Annotated in this window: 25 protein-coding genes and 1 pseudogene; 8 read left to right on the top strand and 18 right to left on the bottom strand. The window is 64.8% G+C overall.

The window, feature by feature from the left end; translation table 11 throughout:
* Positions 1 to 137, top strand: a pseudogene (locus tag ACK4FJ_RS17550) (ferredoxin--NADP reductase); the annotation flags it as partial.
* 23 nt (positions 138 to 160) lie between these two features.
* Here the strand turns inward: ACK4FJ_RS17550 and crcB are convergent.
* Positions 161 to 556: a fluoride efflux transporter CrcB gene (gene crcB / locus ACK4FJ_RS17545; RefSeq protein WP_409768026.1), complete on the bottom strand. Its 396-nt coding sequence runs from the start codon at positions 554 to 556 to the stop codon at positions 161 to 163.
* 94 nt (positions 557 to 650) lie between these two features.
* On the opposite strand from crcB, the gene ACK4FJ_RS17540 reads away from it, so the two are divergent.
* Positions 651 to 1,034: a TfoX/Sxy family protein gene (locus ACK4FJ_RS17540; RefSeq protein WP_409768025.1), complete on the top strand. Its 384-nt coding sequence runs from the start codon at positions 651 to 653 to the stop codon at positions 1,032 to 1,034.
* 46 nt (positions 1,035 to 1,080) lie between these two features.
* On the opposite strand, the gene ACK4FJ_RS17535 is transcribed toward ACK4FJ_RS17540, so the two are convergent.
* The 15 genes from ACK4FJ_RS17535 to ACK4FJ_RS17465 form a co-directional block, all read right to left on the bottom strand.
* Positions 1,081 to 1,290: a DUF2783 domain-containing protein gene (locus ACK4FJ_RS17535; protein ID WP_409768024.1), complete on the bottom strand. Its 210-nt coding sequence runs from the start codon at positions 1,288 to 1,290 to the stop codon at positions 1,081 to 1,083.
* Positions 1,291 to 1,292: 2 nt separating this feature from the next.
* A complete protein-coding gene (gene paaI, locus ACK4FJ_RS17530; protein ID WP_409768023.1) occupies positions 1,293 to 1,739 on the bottom strand; it encodes a hydroxyphenylacetyl-CoA thioesterase PaaI in 447 nt (148 codons plus the stop codon).
* A complete protein-coding gene (paaG, locus tag ACK4FJ_RS17525) occupies positions 1,736 to 2,527 on the bottom strand; it encodes a 2-(1,2-epoxy-1,2-dihydrophenyl)acetyl-CoA isomerase PaaG (RefSeq protein ID WP_409768022.1) in 792 nt (263 codons plus the stop codon). The genes paaI and paaG overlap by 4 nt, the downstream gene beginning before the upstream one ends.
* 43 nt (positions 2,528 to 2,570) lie before the next feature.
* On the bottom strand, positions 2,571 to 3,635 hold the full coding sequence (locus tag ACK4FJ_RS17520; RefSeq protein WP_409768021.1) for a GGDEF domain-containing protein: 1,065 nt from the start codon (positions 3,633 to 3,635) through the stop codon (positions 2,571 to 2,573).
* Between the two features lie 101 nt (positions 3,636 to 3,736).
* Positions 3,737 to 4,438 carry an ABC transporter ATP-binding protein gene (locus ACK4FJ_RS17515; RefSeq protein WP_409768028.1) on the bottom strand — a complete coding sequence of 234 codons (702 nt, stop codon included), beginning with the start codon at positions 4,436 to 4,438 and terminating at the stop codon, positions 3,737 to 3,739.
* A 10-nt stretch (positions 4,439 to 4,448) separates the two neighbouring features.
* Positions 4,449 to 5,201 (bottom strand): ABC transporter ATP-binding protein, encoded by a 753-nt coding sequence (locus ACK4FJ_RS17510; protein WP_409768020.1) that lies wholly within the window; start codon positions 5,199 to 5,201, stop codon positions 4,449 to 4,451.
* Entirely contained in the window at positions 5,194 to 6,327 is a 1,134-nt protein-coding gene (locus tag ACK4FJ_RS17505; RefSeq protein WP_409768019.1) for a branched-chain amino acid ABC transporter permease, read from the bottom strand. The genes ACK4FJ_RS17510 and ACK4FJ_RS17505 overlap by 8 nt, the downstream gene beginning before the upstream one ends.
* A gap of 10 nt (positions 6,328 to 6,337) precedes the next feature.
* The gene (locus tag ACK4FJ_RS17500; RefSeq protein ID WP_409768018.1) at positions 6,338 to 7,258 is read right to left on the bottom strand and encodes a branched-chain amino acid ABC transporter permease; all 921 of its coding nucleotides are present in this window, start codon (positions 7,256 to 7,258) and stop codon (positions 6,338 to 6,340) included.
* Between the two features lie 367 nt (positions 7,259 to 7,625).
* The gene (locus ACK4FJ_RS17495) at positions 7,626 to 8,816 is read right to left on the bottom strand and encodes an ABC transporter substrate-binding protein (RefSeq protein ID WP_409768017.1); all 1,191 of its coding nucleotides are present in this window, start codon (positions 8,814 to 8,816) and stop codon (positions 7,626 to 7,628) included.
* Between the two features lie 336 nt (positions 8,817 to 9,152).
* Entirely contained in the window at positions 9,153 to 10,781 is a 1,629-nt protein-coding gene (locus tag ACK4FJ_RS17490) for an AMP-binding protein (protein ID WP_409768016.1), read from the bottom strand.
* Complete coding sequence (locus tag ACK4FJ_RS17485; protein ID WP_409768015.1) at positions 10,774 to 12,246, bottom strand: NADH:flavin oxidoreductase; 1,473 nt, start codon at positions 12,244 to 12,246, stop codon at positions 10,774 to 10,776. Before ACK4FJ_RS17485 ends, ACK4FJ_RS17490 begins: the two co-directional genes overlap by 8 nt.
* Positions 12,243 to 13,442, bottom strand: coding sequence for an acyl-CoA dehydrogenase family protein (locus ACK4FJ_RS17480; RefSeq protein ID WP_409768014.1), 1,200 nt, complete (start codon positions 13,440 to 13,442; stop codon positions 12,243 to 12,245). Before ACK4FJ_RS17480 ends, ACK4FJ_RS17485 begins: the two co-directional genes overlap by 4 nt.
* 1 nt (position 13,443) lies before the next feature.
* On the bottom strand, positions 13,444 to 14,271 hold the full coding sequence (locus tag ACK4FJ_RS17475; protein WP_409768013.1) for an enoyl-CoA hydratase family protein: 828 nt from the start codon (positions 14,269 to 14,271) through the stop codon (positions 13,444 to 13,446).
* A complete protein-coding gene (locus ACK4FJ_RS17470) occupies positions 14,268 to 14,795 on the bottom strand; it encodes a MarR family winged helix-turn-helix transcriptional regulator (RefSeq protein ID WP_409768012.1) in 528 nt (175 codons plus the stop codon). The genes ACK4FJ_RS17475 and ACK4FJ_RS17470 overlap by 4 nt, the downstream gene beginning before the upstream one ends.
* Positions 14,792 to 15,610, bottom strand: coding sequence for an SDR family NAD(P)-dependent oxidoreductase (locus ACK4FJ_RS17465; protein WP_409768011.1), 819 nt, complete (start codon positions 15,608 to 15,610; stop codon positions 14,792 to 14,794). Before ACK4FJ_RS17465 ends, ACK4FJ_RS17470 begins: the two co-directional genes overlap by 4 nt.
* Positions 15,611 to 15,771: 161 nt before the next feature.
* Between ACK4FJ_RS17465 and ACK4FJ_RS17460 the strand changes: the two genes are divergently transcribed.
* Positions 15,772 to 16,257, top strand: coding sequence for a hypothetical protein (locus tag ACK4FJ_RS17460; protein WP_409768010.1), 486 nt, complete (start codon positions 15,772 to 15,774; stop codon positions 16,255 to 16,257).
* A gap of 22 nt (positions 16,258 to 16,279) precedes the next feature.
* On the opposite strand, the gene ACK4FJ_RS17455 is transcribed toward ACK4FJ_RS17460, so the two are convergent.
* Together ACK4FJ_RS17455 and ACK4FJ_RS17450 are read right to left on the bottom strand one after the other, a co-directional pair.
* Positions 16,280 to 16,522 (bottom strand): Lrp/AsnC ligand binding domain-containing protein, encoded by a 243-nt coding sequence (locus ACK4FJ_RS17455; protein WP_409768009.1) that lies wholly within the window; start codon positions 16,520 to 16,522, stop codon positions 16,280 to 16,282.
* A 101-nt stretch (positions 16,523 to 16,623) separates the two neighbouring features.
* Complete coding sequence (locus ACK4FJ_RS17450; RefSeq protein WP_409768008.1) at positions 16,624 to 18,222, bottom strand: DEAD/DEAH box helicase; 1,599 nt, start codon at positions 18,220 to 18,222, stop codon at positions 16,624 to 16,626.
* Between the two features lie 165 nt (positions 18,223 to 18,387).
* On the opposite strand from ACK4FJ_RS17450, the gene ACK4FJ_RS17445 reads away from it, so the two are divergent.
* The 5 genes from ACK4FJ_RS17445 (at position 18,388) to ACK4FJ_RS17425 (ending at position 22,577) form a co-directional block, all read left to right on the top strand.
* On the top strand, positions 18,388 to 19,557 hold the full coding sequence (locus ACK4FJ_RS17445) for a M20 aminoacylase family protein (protein WP_409768007.1): 1,170 nt from the start codon (positions 18,388 to 18,390) through the stop codon (positions 19,555 to 19,557).
* Positions 19,558 to 19,577: 20 nt separating this feature from the next.
* Positions 19,578 to 20,402, top strand: coding sequence for an MBL fold metallo-hydrolase (locus ACK4FJ_RS17440; RefSeq protein WP_409768006.1), 825 nt, complete (start codon positions 19,578 to 19,580; stop codon positions 20,400 to 20,402).
* 9 nt (positions 20,403 to 20,411) lie between these two features.
* Positions 20,412 to 20,972: a histidine phosphatase family protein gene (locus ACK4FJ_RS17435; protein ID WP_374299120.1), complete on the top strand. Its 561-nt coding sequence runs from the start codon at positions 20,412 to 20,414 to the stop codon at positions 20,970 to 20,972.
* Between the two features lie 119 nt (positions 20,973 to 21,091).
* Positions 21,092 to 21,550, top strand: coding sequence for a MarR family winged helix-turn-helix transcriptional regulator (locus tag ACK4FJ_RS17430; RefSeq protein WP_409768005.1), 459 nt, complete (start codon positions 21,092 to 21,094; stop codon positions 21,548 to 21,550).
* Between the two features lie 187 nt (positions 21,551 to 21,737).
* Positions 21,738 to 22,577 (top strand): FAD binding domain-containing protein, encoded by an 840-nt coding sequence (locus ACK4FJ_RS17425; protein WP_409768004.1) that lies wholly within the window; start codon positions 21,738 to 21,740, stop codon positions 22,575 to 22,577.
* The last annotated feature ends 5 nt before the right edge of the window (positions 22,578 to 22,582 follow it).

The raw sequence follows: 22,582 nt of genomic DNA, 5'->3' as shown, positions 1-22,582 counted from the left end.
CCGACCGCATCATGCTGTGCGGCAGCCCCGGCATGCTGGCCGACATGCGCACGATGCTGGATGGCCTGGGCTGGCAGGAAGGCTCGACCACCGGTGCCGGCGAATACGTGATCGAAAAGGCCTTCGTCGAACAGTAAGGCTGGCGTCGAACAGTAAGGTTCTACGAACCGCCGCGGCCGAGCGCCTGCATCAGCGCGGCGCCGGCCCAGGTGGCGGCCAGGCAGACCAGCACCGAGACCGCCACGTTGCCGCCGGCCCGCAGCAGCAGGCCCTCGCGCAGCAGGCCGAGCGTCTGCAGGCTGAAGCTGGAAAACGTCGTGAAGCCGCCGCAGATGCCCACCATCAGGAACAGCCGGGCGGAATCGCTCAGGCCCCAGCGGCTTTCACCGGCCGCCATGGCGGCGAAGATGCCGATGGCGAACGAGCCGGCGATGTTGACCAGCACCGTGCCCCAGGGAAAGCCACTATTTAGGCGCCCGTCGATCGCGCCGGCCATCCAGTAGCGGGCGACGCTGCCCAGCGCGCCGCCGGCGGCGATATAGAGATAGGCGGTCATGTGCGGCTAGCCATTTCGGGCGACGCTAGCGATTTTTGTCGCAGGCGTCAAAGCGCGCTTGGCCGCCGCCGCGGGCTTGGCTAGTCTGCGCGCCATGGCTGCGAGTCCCGATTTCACCGAATTCGTCCAGGAACTGTTCGCCCCGCTGGGCGGCGTCAGCATCCGCCGCATGTTCGGTGGGGCCGGCATCTATTGCCGGGGCGTGATGTTCGGCCTGATCGCCGACGACGTGGTCTACCTCAAGGCCGATGCCGAGAGCAGCCAGGCTTTCCTGGCCCGCGGCTGCACGCCCTTTGTCTATGACGGCAAGGGCAGGCCGGTGCAGATGAGCTACTGGCAGATGCCGCCCGAACTGGTCGACGACCAGGACGAAGCCGTGGCCTGGGCGAAAACCGCCCTGGCCGTTGCCAAGGCCCAGAAGGCCGCCACCCCGCCGCCCTCGCGCCGCGTGACGCTGGGGGCTGCCCGGCGGCGCTAGGTGGCAAAAGAGCCGAGCGCCGCCGCTAAAGGTGGCAAGTGTGTAACTAGGCCGCTTTGCTCTGCGCGTCGCCGTGGGCCATCGCCATTGCCTCATTCAGCACGGCGGCATCGCCGATATGGTTGGCCAGCAGCAGCGTCAGCTTGGCCATGGTCTTCTGCGCCGTGGCGTCGTCCATGCCGTCGGTCATTTTCACCAGCGCCGCGTAGAAGGCATCGGCATCGGCCAGGTTGGGGTCGGTGTTGAGTGTCGCCATGGTCAGGCTCCCTCCAGTCCGGGAATGGTTTCGCCCTTGATCGTGCGGGCCAGGCCGCGGAACAGCGCGACCGTATCGCCGCCTTCCTCCTGCACGGTCATGTCGTAGATGGCACTGCGGCCCGCGCTTTCGCGCAGTTCGGCCGTTGCCGTCAGCACCGCGCCGGGCAGCACGGGGCGCAGATAGGTGATGTCGCATTGCTGCGCCACGGCATTGCGGTTGAAGGAATTGCAGGCATAGCCGAAAGCGGAATCGGCGAGCGTGAAGATCACGCCGCCATGGCAGGTGCCGTGGCTGTTCACCATGTCGGGCTTCACCGTCATGCGCAGGCGGCAGCGGCCCGGGCCCATCTCCAGCAATTCGATGCCAAGACGCTGCGCGGCGAGGTCGCGTTCAGCGGCGGCCTGGCCGATGCGTTCGGCGACCTGTTGCGGGCTCAGGGGACTCATTGGCCGGTGAACTTCGCCGGGCGTTTCTGCAGGAAGGCCATCACGCCCTCGACGAAGTCGCGACTGCGGCCGGCGACGCGCTGGGCCGAACGCTCGGCCTCAAGCTGGCTGTCGAGCGAGGCAGTCCAGGATTGCTGCATCAGCTGGCGGATCAAGCCGAGGCCCACGGTGGGCCCTTTGGCGAATTTGGTGGCCACCTTGCGCGCCTCGTCCATCAGGGCGGCATCGTCGACACACTTCCAGATCATGCCCCATTCGGCGGCAGTCTGTGCCGGCAGCGGCTCGCCCAGCATGGTCAGGCCCTGGGCGCGGGCCGACCCGACCAGGCGGGGCAGGAAATAGGTGCTGCCGGCATCGGGCACGAGGCCGATATTGGCGAAGGCCTGCAGGAAACTAGCCGACTGGCCGGCGATCACGATGTCGCCGGTCAGCGCCAGGCTCATGCCGGCGCCGGCGGCGGGGCCGTTCACGGCGCAGACGATGGGCATGCGCAGGGCCGCCAGCTTGCGGATCACCGGGTGGTAGTTGCTGTGCAGGGCTTTGCCGAGATCCGGCATGCCACCGTCTTTCGTCAGGTCGCCGCTGGCCAGATCGGCGCCCGAGCAGAAACCGCGGCCGGCACCGGTGATGAGCAGGCAGCGGATCGCGGCATCGGCCTCGATCTCCTCGAGGGCGGCCAGCATCTCGACCATGATTTCGGTGTTCAGCGCGTTCAGGCGGTCGGGCCGGTTCAGCGTGAGAGTGGCGACGCCGTCCTGTTTGTCGACCAGCAGGGTGTTGTAGGCCATTTGTGTTTCGCCCCCTTGGATGGCGAACACGCTAGCCGATTTTTCAGGAGGGTAGAACAGTCTCGGACAGGGTTGCCGCGGCAGCTTCCGTTGCGGCAACCACGCGGTTGCGGCCGGCACGCTTGGCACCGTACAGCGCGCCATCGGCCCGCTGCACGAAGGCGCTGAGCGCTTCGCCGGAGCGGTATTCGGCCACACCGGCGGAGATGGTGATGCGGCCGAGTTCGTCACCGGAATTGCGTTTCACCAGCTTGCGGGCGGCGATGAGGGTGCGGATGTTGTCGCCCAGCCGGATCGCCTGATCGGCGCGGGTGCGCGGCAGCAGCAGGGCGAATTCCTCGCCGCCGTAACGCGCGGCCAGGTCCTGGCCCTTCACGTTGTCGCTGAGGGTGCGGGCGACGAGCTGCAGCACGGTGTCGCCGGTCTGATGGCCATGGCGGTCGTTGAACAGCTTGAAATGATCGATGTCGAGCAGCATGAGCGACAGCGGCTCGTTGTTGTCGACGGCGGCCTTGGCGAAGAGGGTGAGGGTTTGTTCGAAATTCTTGCGGTTGGCCAGACCGGTCAGGCTGTCGGACAGCGCCTCGCGGCGGGCCTGCTCGAAATGCTCGCGCAGCTGCTGCACCTCGGCCGTGGTCTCGGCCAGGCGGTCTTCCAGCGACTGGTTGCGCTGCTGCATGGCACGGGTTTCCTGCAGCATGGCGCCGACCAGCGAACCGAAGGCCGGGCCATTGCCATGGTCGTCGAGCCGGTCGGAGAAATCCTCCAGCTTGTCGCCATAGGTGCGGGTATCGACCTCGGCGGCGCCGACAAAGACACGCAGTTCGTCCATCGCCTCCTGCAGTTTCTCGGTGGTTTCGCGCGAGGCGCGCAGCATGCGCGCGGGATTGAGGAATTCCTCGTAGAGCTGCAGCGTGGTGTCGGGCGTGAACGGCGTCCTGGACGCCAGCAGGCCGTCGATTGCGCGGCTGAGCGCCGGATCGCGACCGGCATGATATTCGTACCAGATGGTGAAATTGATCGGGGTGGGCGGAATCGAGAACCGCGTCATACTGGCCACCGCCGCGTGGGCGAATTCGGCCGCCTGATGCAGATCGTCGTGATACATCCTGCTCCCCTGCCGGCGGCGATCTTCCCCGGATCGCGCCGCCGGTCCATACTGTGGGACCGGCCGGGGCGGCTGGCAATGGGATTCGGGGTTATTTCAGACTAAATGCCGAGATAGCGGTGCTGGATTTCGGGGGCGGCGCGCAAGGCGTCGGAATCGCCCTGCCAGACCACGCGGCCTTTTTCAATCACGTAATGACGGTTGGCGAGGCGGGTCAGCGCCTCGACATTTTTATCCACAACCAGGATCGACTGGCCGGTTTGTTTCAACCGTTCCAGACAGTTCCAGATTTCCAGCCGGATCAGCGGGGCGAGGCCCTCGGTGGCCTCGTCAAGGATCAGCAGGTGCGGGTTGGTCATCAGGGCGCGGCCGACGGCCAGCATCTGCTGCTCGCCACCCGACAATTGGTTACCCATGTTATTCGCGCGTTCGGCGAGACGGGGAAACAGTTCGACCACACGCTCGTAGGTCCAGGGCTGCTGGCTGTCGTTGCGGTTGGCGGCGGTGGCGATCAGATTTTCCTTCACAGAAAGATTGGGAAAAATCTGCCGGCCCTCGGGCACCAGGCCAACGCCGATCTTGGCGACCCGATAGGAGGGCAGGCCACGGATGTCCTCGCCGCGAAAACGAATCTTTCCGCGCGCGGCCGGCGTCAGACCCATGATCGAGCGGATCGTGGTGGTCTTGCCCATGCCGTTGCGGCCCATCAGCGTGACCACCTCGCCCGGTGCGATGGCGATGCTCATGCCGAACAGCACCTGGCTGCGGCCGTAGAAAGTGTCGATGGCGTCGACGTCCAGCAGGCTCATCGCATTACTCCGCTTCGTCGCCGAGATAGGCCTGGCGCACCTGCTCGTTGCGCCGGATCTCGTCGGGCGTGCCGGTGGCGATGCCATGGCCGTAGACCAGCACGGTGATGCGGTCGGCCAGGGCGAATACGGCATCCATGTCGTGTTCGATCAACAGCATCGTCACGCTGCCCTTGATGCCCTGCAGCATCGTGACCATGCGGGCGGAATCCTCCGGTCCCATGCCGGCCATCGGCTCATCCAGCAGCAGCAGCTTCGGCTTGGTCGCCAATGCCATGGCGATCTCGAGCTGGCGATGTTCGCCATGGCTCAGCGCGCTGGCCACCACGTCGGCGCGATGGGCGAGGCCGACCTGCTGCAGCGCCGCCATGGCGGGGTCGCGCAGGCGCGCATCGCGGCGGGCATCGGCCCAGAAGCGGAAGGAATGGCCGTCATGGGCCTGCACGGCCAGTGCGACGTTATCCAGCGCGGTGAAGTTCAGGAAGATCGAGGTGATCTGGAACGAGCGCGCGATACCCAGATGCGAGCGCTTGTGCACCGGCAGGTGGGTGATGTCCTGGCCCATGAAGCGGATGCTGCCGGCATCGGGCCGCAGTTCGCCGATCAGCTGGCCGATCATGGTGGTCTTGCCGGCGCCGTTGGGGCCGATCACCGCATGGATCTCGCCCGGGCGGATCTCGATCGAAAAATCGTCGGTGGCGGTGAGGCCGCCGAAGCGCTTGACCAGGTTGGAAGCCCGCAGGACCGGCTCAAGCATGGTCGCCTCCCGTGGTTTCGGCCGATGCCACGCGTTTATGCCGGTAATGCCACCAGGCGAAGCCGCTGAGTGCAAAGGCGGCGGCCAGGATCAGGGTGGGGATGATCCATTCATCCTCGAAAACCAGATGCACGCCATAGACCAGGAAGAAGGCAGCGATGCCGGCCATCAACGCGCCGGCCTGGCCGCGGCCGAGCGCGCCGGCAATGCCGCCGCGGGCGAAGATCACCACCAGAACCAGGATCGGGCCGAACACGATCTTCCAGTATTCGGTCCAGCCGGAGAGTATTTCCTCCAGCAGCAGGAAGCTGACGGCGCCGAATAACGGCCCGAACAGGCTGCCCATGCCGCCCAGCACCACCATCACGATCAGGTCGCCCGAGCGGCTCCAATGCATCATCGCCGGGCTGATGAAGTCGGTGAAGGTGGCGGTCAGAACGCCGGCCAGGCCGCAGACCATGCCGGCGATGACGAAGGCGGTGAGGCGGTAGCGGAAAACCGGGAAACCGATGGTGGCCATGCGGCGATCGTTCGACTTGGCGCCCTGCAATACCATGCCGAAGCGCGAATTGACCGCGCGGTGGCACAGATACAGCGAGGCGACCAGCACGGCCCAGCACAGGTAATACAGCGAGGGGCGGTCGTTCAGGTCGATCAGGCCGCCGAAATCGGAGCGCTTGAGGATGGTGAGGCCGTCGTCGCCGCCATAGGCATAGGCGCCATTGCCCAGATAATAAACCAGCTGGGCCAGGGCCAGGGTGATCATGATGAAGAAGATGCCCTTGGTACGCAGCGACAGCAGGCCGATCAGCAGGGCGAATACAGCCGATACGATCAGGGCCAGCGGCCACTGGATCCAGGCCTCGTGCACGCCGTGATGGGCCAGGATGCCGATGGTGTAGCCGCCGATGCCGATATAGGCGGCGTGGCCGAAGCTGACCATGCCGCCATAACCCAGGATCAGGTTCAGGCTGACGGCGGCGATCGCCATGATCACGATGCGGGTGAACAGCGTGAGCATGAAGGGATCGTCGAAGGCCTCGGACGCGACCGGCACCAGGGCCAGCATGGCGAGCAGGATGAGGGCGACGATGGTGGTGGCCTGGCGCGGAAGAGCGGGCATCATAAGCGGCTCCTCAGCGGCCGGGGGCGGGGAACAGGCCCGCGGGACGCAGCACCAGCACGGCGGCCATCAGGATGTAGATCAGCATGGACGACAGGGCCTGGGCCAGGGTGCCGGCATCGGAGGGATTGAGGAAGCTGCCCAGCAGGTTGGGCAGGAAGGCGCGGCCCATCGTGTCGATGATGCCGATGGCGACGGCGGCAATGAAGGCGCCGCGGATCGAACCGATGCCGCCGATCACGATCACGACCAGCGCCAGGATCAGGATGCTGTCGCCCATGCCGATCTGCACGGTGGTGATCGGGCCGCTCATCAGGCCGGCCAGTGCCGCCAGGGCCGAGCCGAGGCCAAAGACCAGGGTGAAGAGCAGCTTGATGTCGATGCCGAGCGCGCCGACCATCTCGCGGTTGGAGGCGCCGGCGCGGATCAGCATGCCCAGACGTGTCTTCTGCACCAGCAGGTAGAGGAAGCCGGCGCAGGCCAGGCCGACCACGATGATCAGGAAGCGGAAGCTGGGATAGGGCAGGCCGGGCAGCACCATGACCTGGCCTTCCAGCCAGGCCGGCAGTTCGATGGCCATGCCGCCGGCACCGAAGACGATGCGGGCGAATTCGTTGAAGAACAGGATCAGGCCGAAGGTGGCCAGCACCTGGTCGAGATGGTCGCGGGTGTAGAGCGTGCGCAGCGCGATCACTTCCACCACGATGCCCAGCAGCGCACCGGCCGGCAGCGCCAGCAGCGCGCCGAGGAAGAAGTTGCCGGTCCACTGCGTGAACACGGCGGCGAAATAGGCGCCCATCATGTAGAGCGAGCCATGCGCCAGGTTGACCAAGTCCATGATGCCGAAGACCAGGGTCAGGCCCGCAGCCAGCAGGAACAGCAGCAGGCCGATCTGCAGGCCGTTGAGGAATTGCTCGAAAAGAAGCAGCAGCATGGGGACAGGGTGCTCGTCAGATGGAAAACCGCGCCCGCTGGACGGCGCGCGGCGGGTCAGGTCAGTCGGTCACAGTCGTGTGGATAGCTGGCGGGTGAGTGGCCGATGACGTATCGGCGATCTGGAATCTGAAAGGCGTCATCCGTCTCTCCTTCACTGGCATGGCCGCGATACGGCCCATCCCGCGATGCGCCGCCTGCGCACGATTTCCGTGCTGCATGCCCTGTGGGAGTCCCCCGTCGGAAGGTAGGTTAGACATAAAACGCTCTGCACGGCAATCGAGACTCAGAATGCAGGCCCGGATGCGAAGCGGGGCGCCGAGATGAATGCGGCGCCCCGCCCGAACCGGGTCTTCAGACCCCAGCGATCACATCTTGCACTTGGAAGCGTTCGGGTCTTCCAGGTTGTCGATGATCTTGCTGATCGTGCGGATGTCGTACTCGGTGTCCGACACCTTGTAGACTTCCTGCTGGTAGATCGCGTGGATCGGGAAGTGGTTCTTGTTGAACTTGAACGGGCCGCGCACGGAATCGAACTTGGCGGCTTCCAGCGCCTTCCGCACCGCGTCCTTGTCCTTGATGTTGCCCTTGGTGGCCGCCACGGCCGAGGCGATCAGGTTCATCGCGTCATAGGACTGCGCACCGTAGAAGGTCGGCGTGTCCTTGTGCTTCTTCTTGTAGTCGCCGACGAACTTGGTGTTGGTGGCGTAGGGCAGGTCAGGCGCCCAGAACAGGCCGAAATAGGTATCGAGCGCCACATCCTTCTGCAGCTTCAGCGTCACCGCGTCGATGGTGAACACGGAATAGAGCGGGATTTCCTTCTTCAGGCCCGACTGGCTGTACTGCGTGTAGAACTGCACACCCCAGCGGCTGGGATAGAAGACGTAGACCGCATCGGGCTTGGCGGCGCGGATCTTGGAAATCTCGGCCGAGAAGTCGAGCTGGTCGGGCCACTTGGTCATGTCCTGGCCGACCACCTGGCCCTTGAACGTGGCCTTCACGCCGTTGGCCATGTCCTGGCCGGCGGCGTAGTTCGGCGCCACGATATAGAGCTTCTTCACGCCTTTCTGGTTCAGCAACTCGCCGACGCCCATCGGGTTCTGCTCGTTGGCCCACGAGGCAGCGAAGAAATACGGGTTGCACTGCTCGCCGGCCAGCGGCGAGGGACCGGCATTGGCGCTGATCAGGAAGGTCTTGCTGTCGACCACCGGCTTGTAGGAAGCCAGCAGCACGTTCGACCAGATATAGCCGGCGACGAAATCGACCTTGTCACGCTGCAGCAGCTTCTCGGTCTTCTGCTTGCCGACTTCCGGCTTCTGCTCGTCGTCTTCATAGACGACCTCGACCGGGATGCCGCCCATCTTGCGGCCCATATGCTCCAGCGCCAGCTCGACGCTGTTCTTCATGTCCTGGCCATAAGCCGCGTTCGGGCCCGACAGGGTGGTGACGAAACCGATCTTGATCTTCTTGGCCGCCTGGGCTTGCGCCGGCTGGGCCATCATCGGCATGGCGGCGAATGCCAGCGCCGTGGTCATGGTGAGCAGCGTGGAAAATTTCATGGTCGGGCCTCCCTCATTACCCTTGCGGTCCCCGCACTGATTGCCGGGATGCCGTTGTTGCCTCAATACCGGTCTGCCCGCCGGATGGCGCGCATGCCCCGTTACGCACTCTACTGCATGCCTTTGTTCGGTGTCCCGCGCGGCCTGGGCCGCATGAGCGCCATCAAAGGCTTATTGCGGTGCAGCGAAAATTCGTCGCTCGATGATACGGCAAAATAGTGCGTATATCGCACGAACCCCCTCGTTGCCCCTTCTGAATTCTGATGTTCTTGCAGGTACTATAATGCCGGTTCGAGGTGTCGCAAGCACTATTCTGCATGCAACACCTCTCAAGCCTTAGTTTCGCTGGCGCAGCACAAAGCGCTGTACCTTGCCGGTTTCGGTGCGCGGCAGGGTGTCTATGAACTCGATGGCGCGCGGATACTTGTAGGGTGCGATCTCGGCCTTCACGAAATCCTGCAGGACCTTCGCGGTTTCCGCCCCGGCCTTGGATTTGTCGCGCAGCACCACATAGGCCTTCACGATCTGGCCGCGTTCGGGGCAGGGCGCGCCGATCACCGCGCATTCCTGTACCAGCGGATGCAGCATCAGCACGGCTTCTACCTCGGGGCCGGAAATGTTGTAGCCGGCCGAGATGATCATGTCGTCGGCGCGGGCCTGATACCAGTAATAGCCGCCCTCATCGCACAGGTAGGCGTCGCCGGTGAAGTTCCAGCCATTCTGCACATAGGCTTTCTGACGTTCCGGATTGTCGAGATAGCGGCAGCCGACCGGGCCGCGGATCGCCAGCCGCCCCACCGTGCCGGGTGGTGCGCGATTGCCGTCCTTATCAAAGATCGCCGCTTCATAGCCAGGGATCGGTTTACCGGTGGCGCCGGGGCGGATGCCGTCGCCTTCGGAGGTGATGAAGATGTGCAGGATCTCGGTGCCGCCCAGACCATCAATGAGTTTCACGCCGGTGGCGTCATACCAGCCCTGCCAGACCGGCAGCGGCAAAGTCTCACCGGCCGAGACGCCTTTTTTGAGCGAGGAGATGTCGTAATCCTTCACCATGTCGGTCATCGCGCGATAGGCGGTCGGCGCGGTGAACAGGATGGTGACCTTCTTCTGCTGGATCGTCTCCAGCATCTTCTGCGGGTTGTACTGCTCGACCAGCACGGTGCTGGCCCCGACATGCATGGGGAAGGTGACCAGCGCGCCCAGCCCGAAGGTGAAGGCCAGCGGCGGCGAACCGGTGAAGATGTCATCCTTGGTCGGCCGCAGCACATAGCGGTTGAAGGTGTCGCAGATCGCCATCACGTCGCGATGGAAATGCATGCAGCCCTTGGCCGGACCGGTGGTGCCCGAGGTGAAGGCGATCAGGCAGACATCGTCCCAGGCGGTGTCCAGGGTCTCGAACTCCGACGGCTTGTCGGCCATCAGGCTTTCCAGCGACCCCTCGCCATCCTGATAGAAATAGACGGCACGCTTGAGGTTCTTGGATTCCTTCAGCGTGGTTTCCATCTCGTCGCGCAGGCGCCAGTCGCAGATCGCCAGCTCGATCTCGGCCTTCTCGGTCATGAAGGTTAGTTCGCGCCAGCGATACAGTGGCATGGTGGCCACCGCGATGGCGCCCACCTTCATCACCGCGAACCAGCAGGCGACATACATCGGATTGTTGGGCGAACGCAGCAATACGCGGTTGCCCGGCTTCACGCCCAGATCCTGCACCAGCACATGGGCGATGCGGTTGGCGGTTTCCAGCAGGCGGGAATAGGTCCAGACCTCGTCGTTGTAATAGATGACCGGCCGGTTGCCATGGATCGCCGCCTGCTTGTCCAGCAACTCGCGGGCGCAGTTCATGCGCTTTGGGTAGGCCTTCAGTTCCGGCAGGGTATCCCACAGCATCACCGGCCACTGGTCCTGCGGCGGCAGATGGTCGCGGGCAAACGTGTCGATATGAGCGGAAGGCTCGAACCTATGCATGATGCACCTCGGAATGGGGAGAGGCGGGTTCGGCGATCGGGACGGGGAAGTCGATACGCACCGCATCTGACGGCGGTGTCGCGCGTCCGGCCGCATCGTGGGCGCGGACGTAATAGGTATAGCGCAGGCCGCCCAGTACCATCTTGTCGGTATGCTTGGCCGATTTCACGGCTTCGGTGACGCGGGCGGCGCTGTCATCCTCGGCGCGGTAGACATTGTAGCCGGCAATCGGCGAGGCGCCGGCCTCGGCTTTTTTCCAGCTCAGTTTCACGATGCCGCGTTCGACCGTGGCGGTCAGGCCGGCGCCGCCCTCGGGCCAGCGCGGCCCGAGGCCGTCGGTGGCATCCGGCGGCGCCTGGTTCACGCCCTTGGGCCAGAGGAAGCAGGTCACTTCCTTGAAATTCTCGTCGAGCTGCTTGCAGACGTTGCAGTAGATGCAGCGCACGATCTGGTCGGCGCGACCCTGCGCCACCTTCTTCGGCCAGTCGGGATCGGCCAGCAGCTGGCGCGCCATGCCGATCATGTCGGCCTGGCCGGTCTGCAGCAGGCGCTCGGCATCATCGGGATCGCTGATCTTGCCGGCCGAGATCACCGGCACGGTATAGCCCTTGGCGTTGATATACTGCTTCACGCTTGCCGCCAGATGGGCATGCGGCAGGGGCGGATACCAGTCGCCGGGCATGCAGCGGTCGCCGGAGTAACCGGTGTAGGGATAGAGCGGCTGGCCCTCGCGATGCACCGCATCCTCGAACTTGCCGCCGACCGACAGCGAGATGTAATCCACGCCGAGCTGCGCCATGCGCAGGGCGATCAGCTTGGCATCCTCCACCGTGTAGCCTTCCTTGATAGCCTCTTCGGCCAGGAAGCGCACGCCCACGGTCCAGTCGCTGCCGGCATGTTTGCGCACGCTGGCCATCACGCGGCCGAACATGGCCAGCCGACCTTCCAGCGTGCGGCCGTCATACTCGTCGCGGCGCGGATTGCGGCGCGAGAGGAAGGACGACAGCGTATAGGCATGGGCCGAATGCAGCTCGACGCCGTCATAGCCGGCCTGGCGTGCGCGGGCGGCGGCCTGGCCGAACTGGTCGATGATGCGTTCGATATCCTCGGGACTTAAGCTGTCGATGGTCTGGCGCCAGCCCGAGCGGGCGACTTTCAGGAAATGGATGATCTGCGGCACCACCTTGCTGTCCGAGGTGGCATGCACCTGGTTCACCAGTTCGCGGTGGCCGGGGATGAATTCGTCGTCCGACAGGCGCAGCAGCGGGCCGGACTTGTTGGAATGTACCGCCGTGGCTTCCACCACGATCAGGCCGACATTGCCCTGGGCGTAACGCACGTAGCGGTCGATGATCGGCTGGTTGACGAAGCCGTCCTCGCCCGACAGGCGCGTCACCATCGCCGGCACCGCGATGCGGTTGGGCAGGGTGATTCCGTTCAGCGCCAGCGGTTCGAGGATTTTCATGCCCGGTTACCAGATTCTTGGGTCTTCTCGGCGGCCCAGGCGGCATAGGTTTGGCCGGCGATCACCAGCTTGTTGATCTCGGTAGTACCTTCGTAGATGCGCAAGGCGCGAACCTCGCGATACAGGCTTTCCACCATGTTGCCCTTGGTCACGCCCAGGCCGCCCCAGAGCTGCACGGCGGAATCGATCACGCGCTGCGCCGCTTCGGTGGCATACATCTTGGCCATCGAGGCCTCGCGGGTGACGCGGGCGGCGCCCATGTCCTTGGTCCAGGCGGCGCGGTAGATCAGCAGGGCCGAGGCATCGATCTCGGTGGCCATGTCGGCGATCCTGGCCTGGGTGAGCTGGTAATCGGCCAGCTTCTGGTCGAACACGCGACGCTCGTGCACGCGATGCAACGCCTCGTCCAGCGCACGTCTTGCAAAACCCAGCGCCGCCGCGCCAACGGTGGAGCGGAAGACATCCAGGTTGCTCATGGCGATCTTGAAGCCTTCCCCCGGCTGGCCGATCAGGTTGCCGGCCGGCACCACGCAATCCCTGAATTCCAGGCGGCCGAGCGGATGCGGCGCGATCACGTCGATGCGTTCGGGTACGCTGAAGCCGGGCGTGCCGGCCTCGACCACGAAGACGGCGAGGCCTTTGGCTCCCGGTGCGTCACCCAGGCGGGCGACCACCGTATACTGGTCGGCGATGCCGCCATTGGAAATCCAGGTCTTCACACCGTTCAGGCGATAGCCTTGCCCATCCGGCACCGCGACGGTGCTGACATTCGCCACATCCGAGCCGGCATCGGGTTCCGACATGGCCAGTGCCGCGATCCTGTCGCCGCGCGCCACGCCGGGCAGCCAGCGCTGTTTCTGTTCGGGTGTGCCGAACAGGCTGATCGGGCCTGAGCCCAGCCCCTGCATGACGAAGGCGAAATCGGCCAGGCCGTGATGATAGGCCAGGATCTCTCGGGCCAGTGCCAGTGAGCGCACCTCCAGCTTCTCCAGCGTGCCGCCGCCATCCTTCGGCACGGTGAGGCCGAGGAAGCCGTCGCGGCCGAGCTGCTTCACGAAGCCGCGACAGATTGCGTCGATATCCTCATGCTCGTCGTGATGAGCGGCATGCTGCTTCGCCCAGGCTTGCAGGTTTTTCGCCAGCAGACGATGACGATCCTCAAAGAAGGGCCAGGTCAGATAGCTGGTATCGGCCATCTCAATTGCCCTCGAAGACGGGTTTCTGCTTGGCCACGAAGGCATGGTAGGCGCGGGCGAAATCCTGGGTCTGCATGCAGATTGCCTGCGCCTGGGCCTCGGCCTCGATGGCGGCATCCAGGTCCATCGACCATTCCTGATGCAGGCAGGTTTTGGTGATGCCATGGGCGAAGGTAGGCCCGTCGCTCAGCTCCTGGGCCAGCGCCTTGGCTTCATCCAGCACCTGTTCGGGTGCCACAAGCCGGTTGTAGAAGCCCCAGCGCTCGCCTTCCTCAGCGCTCATGCTGCGGCCGGTATAAAGCAATTCGGCGGCGCGGCCCGAACCGATGATGCGCGGCAGGATGTTGCAGGCACCCATATCGGCGCCGGCCAGGCCGACGCGGGTGAACAGGAAGGCGGTCTTGGTGCGCGGGGTGCCGATCCGCAGGTCGGACGCCATGGCAAGGATTGCGCCGGCCCCGGCACAGACGCCGTCGATGGCGGCGATGATGGGCTGCGGGCAGTGGCGCATGGCCTTGACCAGGTCGCCGGTCATGCGGGTGAAGGCCAGAAGCCCGGCCATGTCGCCGGACTCTTTCATTTTCACCAGCGGGCCGATGATCTCGTGCACGTCGCCGCCGGAGCAGAAATTGCCGCCCTCGCCGGTGATCACCACCGTCTTCACGTCGCTGACATAGTTCAGCGCGCGGAAAGTGTCGCGCAGCTCTGCGTAAGAGTCGAAGGTGAGCGGATTCTTGCGCTCGGGCCGGTTCAGCGTGACGGTGACGACCTTGCCCTCGACCGACCAGCCGAAATGCTTGGGTTTGAAATCCCTGGCCAGCTTGCTCACGGCTTATCTCCCTTGTCCGGCTCGACGGCGTTCTGGTGCACCGACTGTTTCAACCGGCCCAGCAACTGGAACAGCTGCTGCATGTCCTGGCGGCTGAGGCCCGCCATCATGGCGTCGATCCAGCCTTCATGTTCCGGCGTCATCGCATCGAAGGCCTTCTTGCCCGCAGGCGTCAGGCTGACATGGCTGGAGCGGCGGTCGCGCGCCGACGGTGTGCGCTTCACCAGGCCTTCCTCCACCAGCCGGTCGGTCAGGCCGGTGATGTTGCCGTTGGACACCATCATGCGGGCCGACAGCTCGCTCATGGTCAGGCCATCCGGCGCGCGGTCGAGCTGGGCCAGCAGGTCGAAGCGGGGCAGGGTGGTATCGAAACGCTCGCGCAGGGCCGTGCGCACATTCTGCTCGATCAGGCTGGAGCAGGTGAGCAGTCGCAGCCACAGCCGCAATTCCAGCTTGTCGTCGCGGGTAGCCGCGGTTTCGCGGTCGTTGGCCGGCGCGGGCGCCGGCTGGCGCAGTTCGCTCATGACATCACCTCTCCCCCCGCAATCGCGATGCACTGGCCGGTCACCGAGCCGGCCGCATCGCCGGCCAGCCACAGCACGGCATCGGCCACTTCCTCGGGCCGGATCAGGCGGCCCTGCGGATTGCTTTTCGCCAGTTCGGCGCGCGCGTCTTCCGCGCTGCGTCCGGTTTTTTTCACGATGGTATCGATGGTGGCGGCCGTCATCTCGGTATCGACGTAACCGGGGCAGACGGCATTCACCGTGATGCCCTGCGTGGCATATTCGCGGGCCAGGGCGCGCGTCAGGCCCACCACACCATGTTTGGCGGCCACATAGGCGGCCACATAGGCATAGCCGGTGAGGCCGGCCGTGGAGGCGACATTGACGATGCGACCCTGTTTGCGTTCAAGCATGCCGCCGATGGCGGCACGGGTGACGTGGAACACGCTGGAAAGGTTGACGCCCAGCATCTGGTCCCAGTGTTCGGCCGTCATCTTCGCAAAGGGCTGGCTGGCGCCGTAGCCGGCGTTATTCACCAGGATATCGATGGCGCCGTTGGCAGCGATGGCCTGCCGCACCATCGCTTCGGCAGCAGCGGCATCGGTCAGGTCGGCGGCAAAGGCGGCGGTGCGGCCGCCCAGTGCCGTGCGGCGCTGTTCCAGCAATTCGGCATCGCGGCCGCAGAGCGAGAGCGTTGCCCCCTGGGTGGCGAAGGCCTGGGCGATGGCCCAGCCGATGCCACGGGTCGCGCCGGTGACCAGCACGTGGCGACCGGCGAAGGCCATCGTCCTGTGCGGCTGCTGCGTCTGCGTGGTGTCCCGCGGTTGTGCCGTCACGCCAACCCTCCCGAATATTGTTTTAAGTCTAAAATAATTTCGGCGGCGAGACAAGACCATGCAGCGAGTGTATTGGACCGGCTCCGCCGCAGTCACAGCGCGACGGGCGAGGTCTGGTATGGTAAATAAAGACTGGCCGATTCGCGGGGGTGGCAAGCGCAATGAGCAAGGCGCAATTCAGCAGGATTCCGGTAGTTGTCATGGTTGCCGTGCTGGCGCTAGCTGGCTGTAATTCCATGAACATTGGCGGCAGCACGGCGAATGCCGGGAGCAGCGGGTCCGGCGGTCCGCCGCCGCAGATTTCTGGCATCGCGTTGCCTGAGGGCTATTCGCTGGATGCCGATCGCACCATCATCCTGGGCGAAGGCGACCGCTGGATCGGCCGGCTGTCCTACAGCATCAACACCTCGGCCGATGCGATGTTCGATTTCATCCGTTCGCAGATGGCCAATCATGGCTGGAAAGAGGTGGCCGTGGTGCGCGCCGAGACCAGCCAGCTCACCTATCTGTCGGGCGATGCCGACCGCGTCGCCTCGATCCTGATCACCCGCAGCACGCTGTATGGTTCGAAGGTCGACATGACCGTGTCGCCCTCGTCGGGCAGCGGTTCGATCTCGTCGGGCCGCGCGCCGGTACAGCGCCGCTGAGTTTCCGGCCCTCAGCCGAAAGTTAGCTGAAAGCCTTGAAGGTGATGAGCGTGAAGGTGTCCTTCACGCCGGGGATGGTCTGCAGCCTGTTGACCACGAAATGGCCGATATCCTGCCCGTCGAGCAGGTAGCATTTCATCATCAGATCGTACTGGCCGGAGGTGGAATGCACCTCGGAAACCTGCTCGATTTCCTCGACCGCCTTCACCGCCACGTCATAGGCGCGGCCCAGCTCGCATTTCACCATCACGAAAATCGTCTGCATCGCCGGCTCCGTTCGCTTTGCTGTCGCGGACTGTAAACGAAGCCGCCCGCCGCAGCCAAGGGGCGGCGCACGGAGTCAGGCCCGAGACAGCACCAGGGAGATCAGGACGCCCGGCGGCTGGGGCGCAGCAGGAAATCGGGGACATGGTCGCCCATGCCGATCACCGGCGGCTCGCGATCCTCGCGGCTGTCCCGGCGGTTGCGGTCCCGGTCACTGCGATCACGGTCACCCCGATCACGGCGTGGTTCGGCCTGTTCGGTGCGGGCCTGCTGCTCGTGGCGCGGCCTGTCCTCGCGCGCCTTGTCCCCGCGCGGTTTGTCAGGGCGCGACTTGTCGCGGCGCGGCCCGCGTTCGCGCGGCTTGCGCTCGCCCTGGGCCTCGGCGGCAACCGGCTCGTTCGCCGGCTCGGCGTAGGCGGGCTGCGGCTCCATCGAGGCATCGCTGGCCTGCGGTTCGCGGGTGCGGTTGCTGCGGCGCTTGCGGTCGCCGTCGCGATCCCGGCCACGGCCGCCGCGACCGCGGCTCTTGCGCTCGTCGCCGCGTTCGGCGCGGTCCTCGCCGCCTTCGGCCTCGTCATGGGCAAAGCCGTGCAGTTCCATCACCGGGATGTCGCGCTGGATCAACCGGGTGATGGCGGAGAGATACTTGCCATCCTCGCCGGCCACCAGTGTGAAGGCGCGGCCGTTCATGCCGGCGCGACCGGTGCGGCCGATGCGGTGCACGTAGTCTTCCGGATGGGTCGGCACATCGAAATTGAACACATGGGTTAGGCCCTGGACGTCGAGGCCGCGCGCGGCCACGTCGGAGGCGACCAGAATGCCGATCTCGCCTTTCTTGAACTTCTCCAGCGTGGCGGTACGCGCCGACTGGTCCATGTCGCCATGCAGCGCAGCGGCATCGAAGCCGTGGCGGATCAGCGATTTTGCCAGGATATCCACGTCGCGCTTGCGATTGCAGAAGATGATGGCGTTCTTCACATCCTCGTTGCGGATCAGCGTGCGCAGGGCCTCGCGCTTCATGCGATGCGAAACCTGGATCTGGAACTGCGCGATCGATTCCGCCGTGGTGGCCTGGCGGGCAACCTCGATTTCCTTCGGGTTGCTGAGAAACTTGTCGGCCAGCTTGCGCATCTCGGGCGCCATGGTGGCCGAGAAGAACAGGGTCTGGCGCAGCGGCGGCAGCATTTTGCCGATCCGCTCGATATCGGGCATGAAGCCCATGTCCAGCATGCGGTCGGCTTCGTCGATCACGAAGATCTGCACGCCGGTCAGCATCACCTTGCCGCGCTCGAAATGGTCGATCAGACGGCCCGGCGTGGCGATCAGCACGTCGACGCCGCGATCCAGCAGCTTTTCCTGTTCGGTGTAGTTGACGCCGCCGATCAGCAGCGCCATCGAAAGCGGTGAATTCTTGCCGTATTTGTCGAAGCTCTGGGCCACCTGGTCGGCCAGCTCGCGGGTCGGTTCCAGGATCAGGGCGCGCGGCATGCGCGCACGGGCACGGCCGCCGGCCAGGATGTCGATCAGCGGCAGGGTGAAGCCGGCGGTCTTGCCGGTGCCGGTCTGGGCGGTGCCGAGCACATCGCGGCCCATCAGCACGATCGGGATCGCCTGTGCCTGGATCGGGGTGGGGGTCGTGTAGCCAGCTTCGGCGACAGCCTTGAGAACCGGCTCGCTCAAGCCTAGATCAACAAATTCCATGGATTTCCGTAATGTCTTGACGGCGTCAGCACAGATGCGCACCGTCCGCCGGCGGACAAGACCACAGCGTACCCCCTGAGTCAATGCCAAACTCAGCGGCTAGAAACAGCAAAATCAATCGGTTATCGTGCATTTCCTGATTTTTTCCGTAGCCGGAGAGCCCCGATGAAGCTGATCGACGAGATCGTTGCCAACAAGGACCAACTGACTGCCTGGCGGCGCGATCTGCACATGCATCCCGAAACCGCCTTCGAGGAACACCGCACCGCCGATTTCGTCGCCAAGACGCTGGAATCCTTCGGCATGCCGGTGCATCGCGGCCTGGCCAAGACCGGCGTGGTCGGCACGCTGAAGGCCGGCAAGGGCAACCGCGCCATCGGCCTGCGCGCCGACATGGATGCGCTGGACCTGGTCGAGATGAACGAGTTCGGCCACAAGTCGAAGCACGAGGGCAAGATGCATGGCTGCGGCCATGACGGCCACACCATCATGCTGCTGGGTGCTGCGCAGTACCTGGCCAAGGCGAAGAATTTCGACGGCACGGTGCATTTCATCTTCCAGCCGGCGGAAGAGAACCTGGCCGGGGGCAAGGTGATGGTGGATGACGGCCTGTTCACCCAGTTTCCCTGCGAGTCCGTGTTCGGCATGCACAACATGCCCGGAATCGATGTCGGCAAGTTCGCCGTGCGCGTCGGTCCGATGATGGCTTCGGCCGACATGTTCTGGATCAAGGTGAAGGGCGTCGGCGCCCATGGCGCCTATCCGCATCGCGGCGTCGACCCCGTGGTGATCGCGGCCGAGATCATCCTGGCCTTGCAGAACATCGTCGGCCGCAATGTCGACCCGATGCATTCGGCGGTGGTGAGCTGCTGCCAGATCCAGGGCGGCCACACTACCAACGTGATCCCGGAAGATGTGATGATCGCCGGCACCACGCGTGCCTTCCTGCCCGAAGTGCAGGACATGATCGAAAGCCGCCTGAAGCAGATCGCGACCGGCATCGCCGCGGCCCATGGCGCCAGCGCCACCGTGGATTACCAGCGCCGCTATCCGCCCACCATCAACACGGCCGACGAGACCGAGATGGCTGCCAATGCGGCGGCCATGGTGGTCGGCGGCGAAAACGTGCTGCGCAACCTCAATCCCAACATGGGCGCGGAGGATTTCGCCTGGATGCTGCGCGAGAAGCCGGGTTCCTATGTCTGGATCGGCAACGGTGCCGGCGAAGGCAGCTGCATGGTTCACAACCCGCGCTACGACTTCAACGATGACATCCTGCCGATCGGCGCCAGCTACTGGTCACGGCTGGTCGAGACGATCCTGCCGGCAGGCTGAACCGGATAGGGACGGGGACGATGGGCTTCAAGGTGAAGTTCTGGGGCGTTCGCGGCAGCATCGCAACGCCGTCCCCGCGCCATATCGGTTTCGGCGGCAACACCTCCTGCATCGAGCTGAAGATCGGCAACCGCGTCGTCATCCTCGATGCCGGCACCGGCATCCGAAACCTGGGCCACTGGCTGCTGCGTCGCAATGTCACGCGCGGAGACCTGTTCCTCTCCCATACGCACTGGGACCATATCAACGGCTTTCCGTTCTTCTCGCCAGCCTTCAAGGCAGACCGGCATTTCACCATCCATGCCGGCCACCTGATCGACAAGGGCGGCATCGGCCGGGTGCTGGCCTCGCAAATGCAGCAGCCTTTCTTCCCCGTGCCGCTGGAGAAAATGGGCGCCAGCATCGACAATGTCGATTTCCGGGCCGGCGACAGTTTCAGCCTGGGCGGCAACATCAGGGTCCGCACCGCGCCGCTGAACCATCCGGACGGCGCAACCGGCTACCGGTTCGAATATGGCGGCAAGTCGGTCTGCTACGTCACCGATACCGAGCATGTGCCGGGCAAGCCCGACCAGAACATCCTGGGCCTGATCGAGGGGGCCGACCTGGTGATCTACGACAGCACCTATACCGACAAGGAATTCGAGAAACATGTCGGCTGGGGGCACTCGACCTGGCAGGAGGGGGTGCGGCTTTGTCGCGCGGCCAATGCCAAGACCCTTGCGATTTTCCATCATGATCCCGATCATGAGGACCTGTTCATGGAGGCTCTGGAAGCCGAGGCGAGACAACTCTGGTCCGGGGCACTGGTGGCGCGCGAGAATATGCGCGTCAATCTGCTGTAAGGGGGAAACATGGCACGGCTCTATCTGGTGCGTCACGCCAAGGCGGCCGCGCGGTTCGACGAAGATCCCGACCCCAGCCTCTCGGAAGAGGGCAAGGAAGCGGCAGTCGATCTCGCCCTGCAGCTCGAGAGCCTGGGGCCGATCCCGATCTATACCTCGCCGATGGAGCGCGCCCGCGAAACCGCCTTGCCGCTGGCCAACCGCTGGGGCGTGATTCCCGAAGTAAGCGCCGCCTTCAGCGAAATCCCGACTCCGCCCGAGATCGCCCAGCAGGGCATCAAGGCACGCGGCCCGTGGCTGCAGCAACTTGCCGGCCAGCGTTATCCGGCCCAGCCACCGATCATCCGCGCCTGGCGCGAAGGCCTGATCGGTATGTTGCGATCCTGTCGCAGCGACACCATCGTATTCACCCATTTCATGGTGATCAACGCGGCGCTTAGCGCGGCGCTGAACGACGACCGCATGGTGGTCTCGCAGCCCGATTATTGTTCTTGCACCGTGATCGAGGCGACTTCGCGCGGCCTCAACCTGCTGACGCGCGGCTTGGAGGCTGCGACCAAGGTCCTGTAGGGCAAGTCGGCACGCGCCCGCCGAATGGCTTGGCCCGGACCTGCCGCCCCGGTTAGACTGGCCTGGTTAGACTGGATCGGCCGGACGCAGCATGGCCGGCTGCCGAGGAAATGCCCCGCATGAATATGAAGCCCGAGATCAAGACCGCACCTGCCAGCATGCCCGACGGCTATGTGCTGGAGGATCAGGTCGGCCATCTGATCCGGCGGGCGCATCAGCGGCATACCGCCCTGTTCATCGCCATGATCGGCGATGCCCAGGTGACGCCGACGCAATATGCCGCGCTGGTCAAACTGTATGAGATGGGCGAACTGTCGCAGAACCATCTCGGTCGCCTGACTGCGATGGACCCGGCCACCATACAGGGTGTGATCCGCCGGCTCACCGGCCGCAAGCTGATCTCGCACCGCCCCGACAAGAACGACAAGCGACGCCGCTGCCTGAGCCTGACATCGAGCGGGCGCGAGTTGGTCGAAAACCTGCTGGCCAATGGTCCGAAAGTAAGCAAGGCGACGCTCGATCCGCTCTCGCCGGCCGAGCAGCAGCAGTTCCTCGCGCTGCTCAAGCGCATCACATAAGACTTTTCACGCGCTTTCCGCTTCATGCTGCACTGCCGCATTGCTGTGCAGGCGATGCTTATATTTTGACGTTGACTCTTTTGAGGCAGCATCGCAGCATCATATGCGTACGAATGATGTTGTCCGTGCAGGGCGGGCAACGCATCGGGATGCCAGCGGGGAGGCCCCAAGTCCAATGGCGTCGTATGTGCGTCCGACGAGTCTGGAAGAAGCGCTCGAGCATTTGAGCGCCGTTCAAGCCAATGCGGTCATCCTGGCCGGTGGCACCGATTTCTATCCTGCCCGCGTCGGCCGGGCGCTGGATGAAGATGTTCTGGACATCACCGCCATCCCGTATCTGCAGGGCATCGGCGAAACCGACGAAGGCTGGCGCATCGGCGCCGCCACCACATGGAGCGCGGTGGCCGATGCCGACCTGCCGCCGTTTTTTGATGCCCTGCGCCAGGCCGCGCGCCAGGTCGGCGGCACCCAGATCCAGAATTCCGGCACCGTGGCGGGCAATCTGTGCAACGCCTCGCCGGCGGCCGACAGCGTGCCGCCGCTGCTGGCGATGCGGGCGAAGGTGGAAATTCACGGCCGCAACGGCCGGCGCGAGGTGCCGTTAAACGATTTCATCACCGGCAATCGCCGTACCGTGCTCAAGTCCGGCGAGCTGGTTTCCGCCGTGCTGATCCCACGGCCGAAGAAGGACGCGCGCAGCGTGTTCCTCAAGCTGGGTGCCCGCGAATACCTGGTGATTTCGATTGCCATGGTGGCCGTGGTGCTGGAAACCGAAGGCGGCGTGGTGTCCGGCGCCAGCGTGGCGGTGGGTGCCTGCTCGGCGGTGGCACAGCGCCTGTCCTTCCTGGAATCCGAACTGATCGGCCGCCGGCTGAATGCCGCCCTGGCCAACCGCGTGAAGCCGGCGCATTTCGACGCGCTGTCGCCAATCGACGACATCCGCGCCACGGCCGGTTATCGCCGCGAGGCCGCCGAAGTGCTGGTGCGCCGCGCGCTCACCATGCTGGGCAAGCAGAAGGGGAACTGAGGTCC

The organism is Ferrovibrio sp., from assembly GCF_046297595.1.
Lineage (GTDB): Bacteria > Pseudomonadota > Alphaproteobacteria > Ferrovibrionales > Ferrovibrionaceae > Ferrovibrio.
The sequence above is the reverse complement of the archived record's forward strand: the minus strand, read 5'-3'. Positions and strand labels throughout refer to the sequence as shown.

What these genes read in the sequence shown, in the direction of transcription:
- ACK4FJ_RS17480 (WP_409768014.1), bottom strand. Translation starts at nt 13,442, where the DNA reads ATGGCCGATACCAGCTATCTGACCTGGCCCTTCTTTGAGGATCGTCAT.
- ACK4FJ_RS17535 (WP_409768024.1), bottom strand. Translation starts at nt 1,290, where the DNA reads ATGGCGACACTCAACACCGACCCCAACCTGGCCGATGCCGATGCCTTC.
- ACK4FJ_RS17445 (WP_409768007.1), top strand. Translation starts at nt 18,388, where the DNA reads ATGAAGCTGATCGACGAGATCGTTGCCAACAAGGACCAACTGACTGCC.
- ACK4FJ_RS17500 (WP_409768018.1), bottom strand. Translation starts at nt 7,258, where the DNA reads ATGCTGCTGCTTCTTTTCGAGCAATTCCTCAACGGCCTGCAGATCGGC.
- ACK4FJ_RS17495 (WP_409768017.1), bottom strand. Translation starts at nt 8,816, where the DNA reads ATGAAATTTTCCACGCTGCTCACCATGACCACGGCGCTGGCATTCGCC.
- paaI (WP_409768023.1), bottom strand. Translation starts at nt 1,739, where the DNA reads ATGAGTCCCCTGAGCCCGCAACAGGTCGCCGAACGCATCGGCCAGGCC.
- ACK4FJ_RS17510 (WP_409768020.1), bottom strand. Translation starts at nt 5,201, where the DNA reads ATGCTTGAGCCGGTCCTGCGGGCTTCCAACCTGGTCAAGCGCTTCGGC.
- ACK4FJ_RS17520 (WP_409768021.1), bottom strand. Translation starts at nt 3,635, where the DNA reads ATGTATCACGACGATCTGCATCAGGCGGCCGAATTCGCCCACGCGGCG.
- ACK4FJ_RS17455 (WP_409768009.1), bottom strand. Translation starts at nt 16,522, where the DNA reads ATGCAGACGATTTTCGTGATGGTGAAATGCGAGCTGGGCCGCGCCTAT.
- crcB (WP_409768026.1), bottom strand. Translation starts at nt 556, where the DNA reads ATGACCGCCTATCTCTATATCGCCGCCGGCGGCGCGCTGGGCAGCGTC.
- ACK4FJ_RS17540 (WP_409768025.1), top strand. Translation starts at nt 651, where the DNA reads ATGGCTGCGAGTCCCGATTTCACCGAATTCGTCCAGGAACTGTTCGCC.
- ACK4FJ_RS17440 (WP_409768006.1), top strand. Translation starts at nt 19,578, where the DNA reads ATGGGCTTCAAGGTGAAGTTCTGGGGCGTTCGCGGCAGCATCGCAACG.
- ACK4FJ_RS17450 (WP_409768008.1), bottom strand. Translation starts at nt 18,222, where the DNA reads ATGGAATTTGTTGATCTAGGCTTGAGCGAGCCGGTTCTCAAGGCTGTC.
- ACK4FJ_RS17470 (WP_409768012.1), bottom strand. Translation starts at nt 14,795, where the DNA reads ATGAGCGAACTGCGCCAGCCGGCGCCCGCGCCGGCCAACGACCGCGAA.
- ACK4FJ_RS17490 (WP_409768016.1), bottom strand. Translation starts at nt 10,781, where the DNA reads ATGCATAGGTTCGAGCCTTCCGCTCATATCGACACGTTTGCCCGCGAC.
- ACK4FJ_RS17505 (WP_409768019.1), bottom strand. Translation starts at nt 6,327, where the DNA reads ATGATGCCCGCTCTTCCGCGCCAGGCCACCACCATCGTCGCCCTCATC.
- ACK4FJ_RS17430 (WP_409768005.1), top strand. Translation starts at nt 21,092, where the DNA reads ATGAATATGAAGCCCGAGATCAAGACCGCACCTGCCAGCATGCCCGAC.
- ACK4FJ_RS17485 (WP_409768015.1), bottom strand. Translation starts at nt 12,246, where the DNA reads ATGAAAATCCTCGAACCGCTGGCGCTGAACGGAATCACCCTGCCCAAC.
- ACK4FJ_RS17460 (WP_409768010.1), top strand. Translation starts at nt 15,772, where the DNA reads ATGAGCAAGGCGCAATTCAGCAGGATTCCGGTAGTTGTCATGGTTGCC.
- ACK4FJ_RS17435 (WP_374299120.1), top strand. Translation starts at nt 20,412, where the DNA reads ATGGCACGGCTCTATCTGGTGCGTCACGCCAAGGCGGCCGCGCGGTTC.
- paaG (WP_409768022.1), bottom strand. Translation starts at nt 2,527, where the DNA reads ATGGCCTACAACACCCTGCTGGTCGACAAACAGGACGGCGTCGCCACT.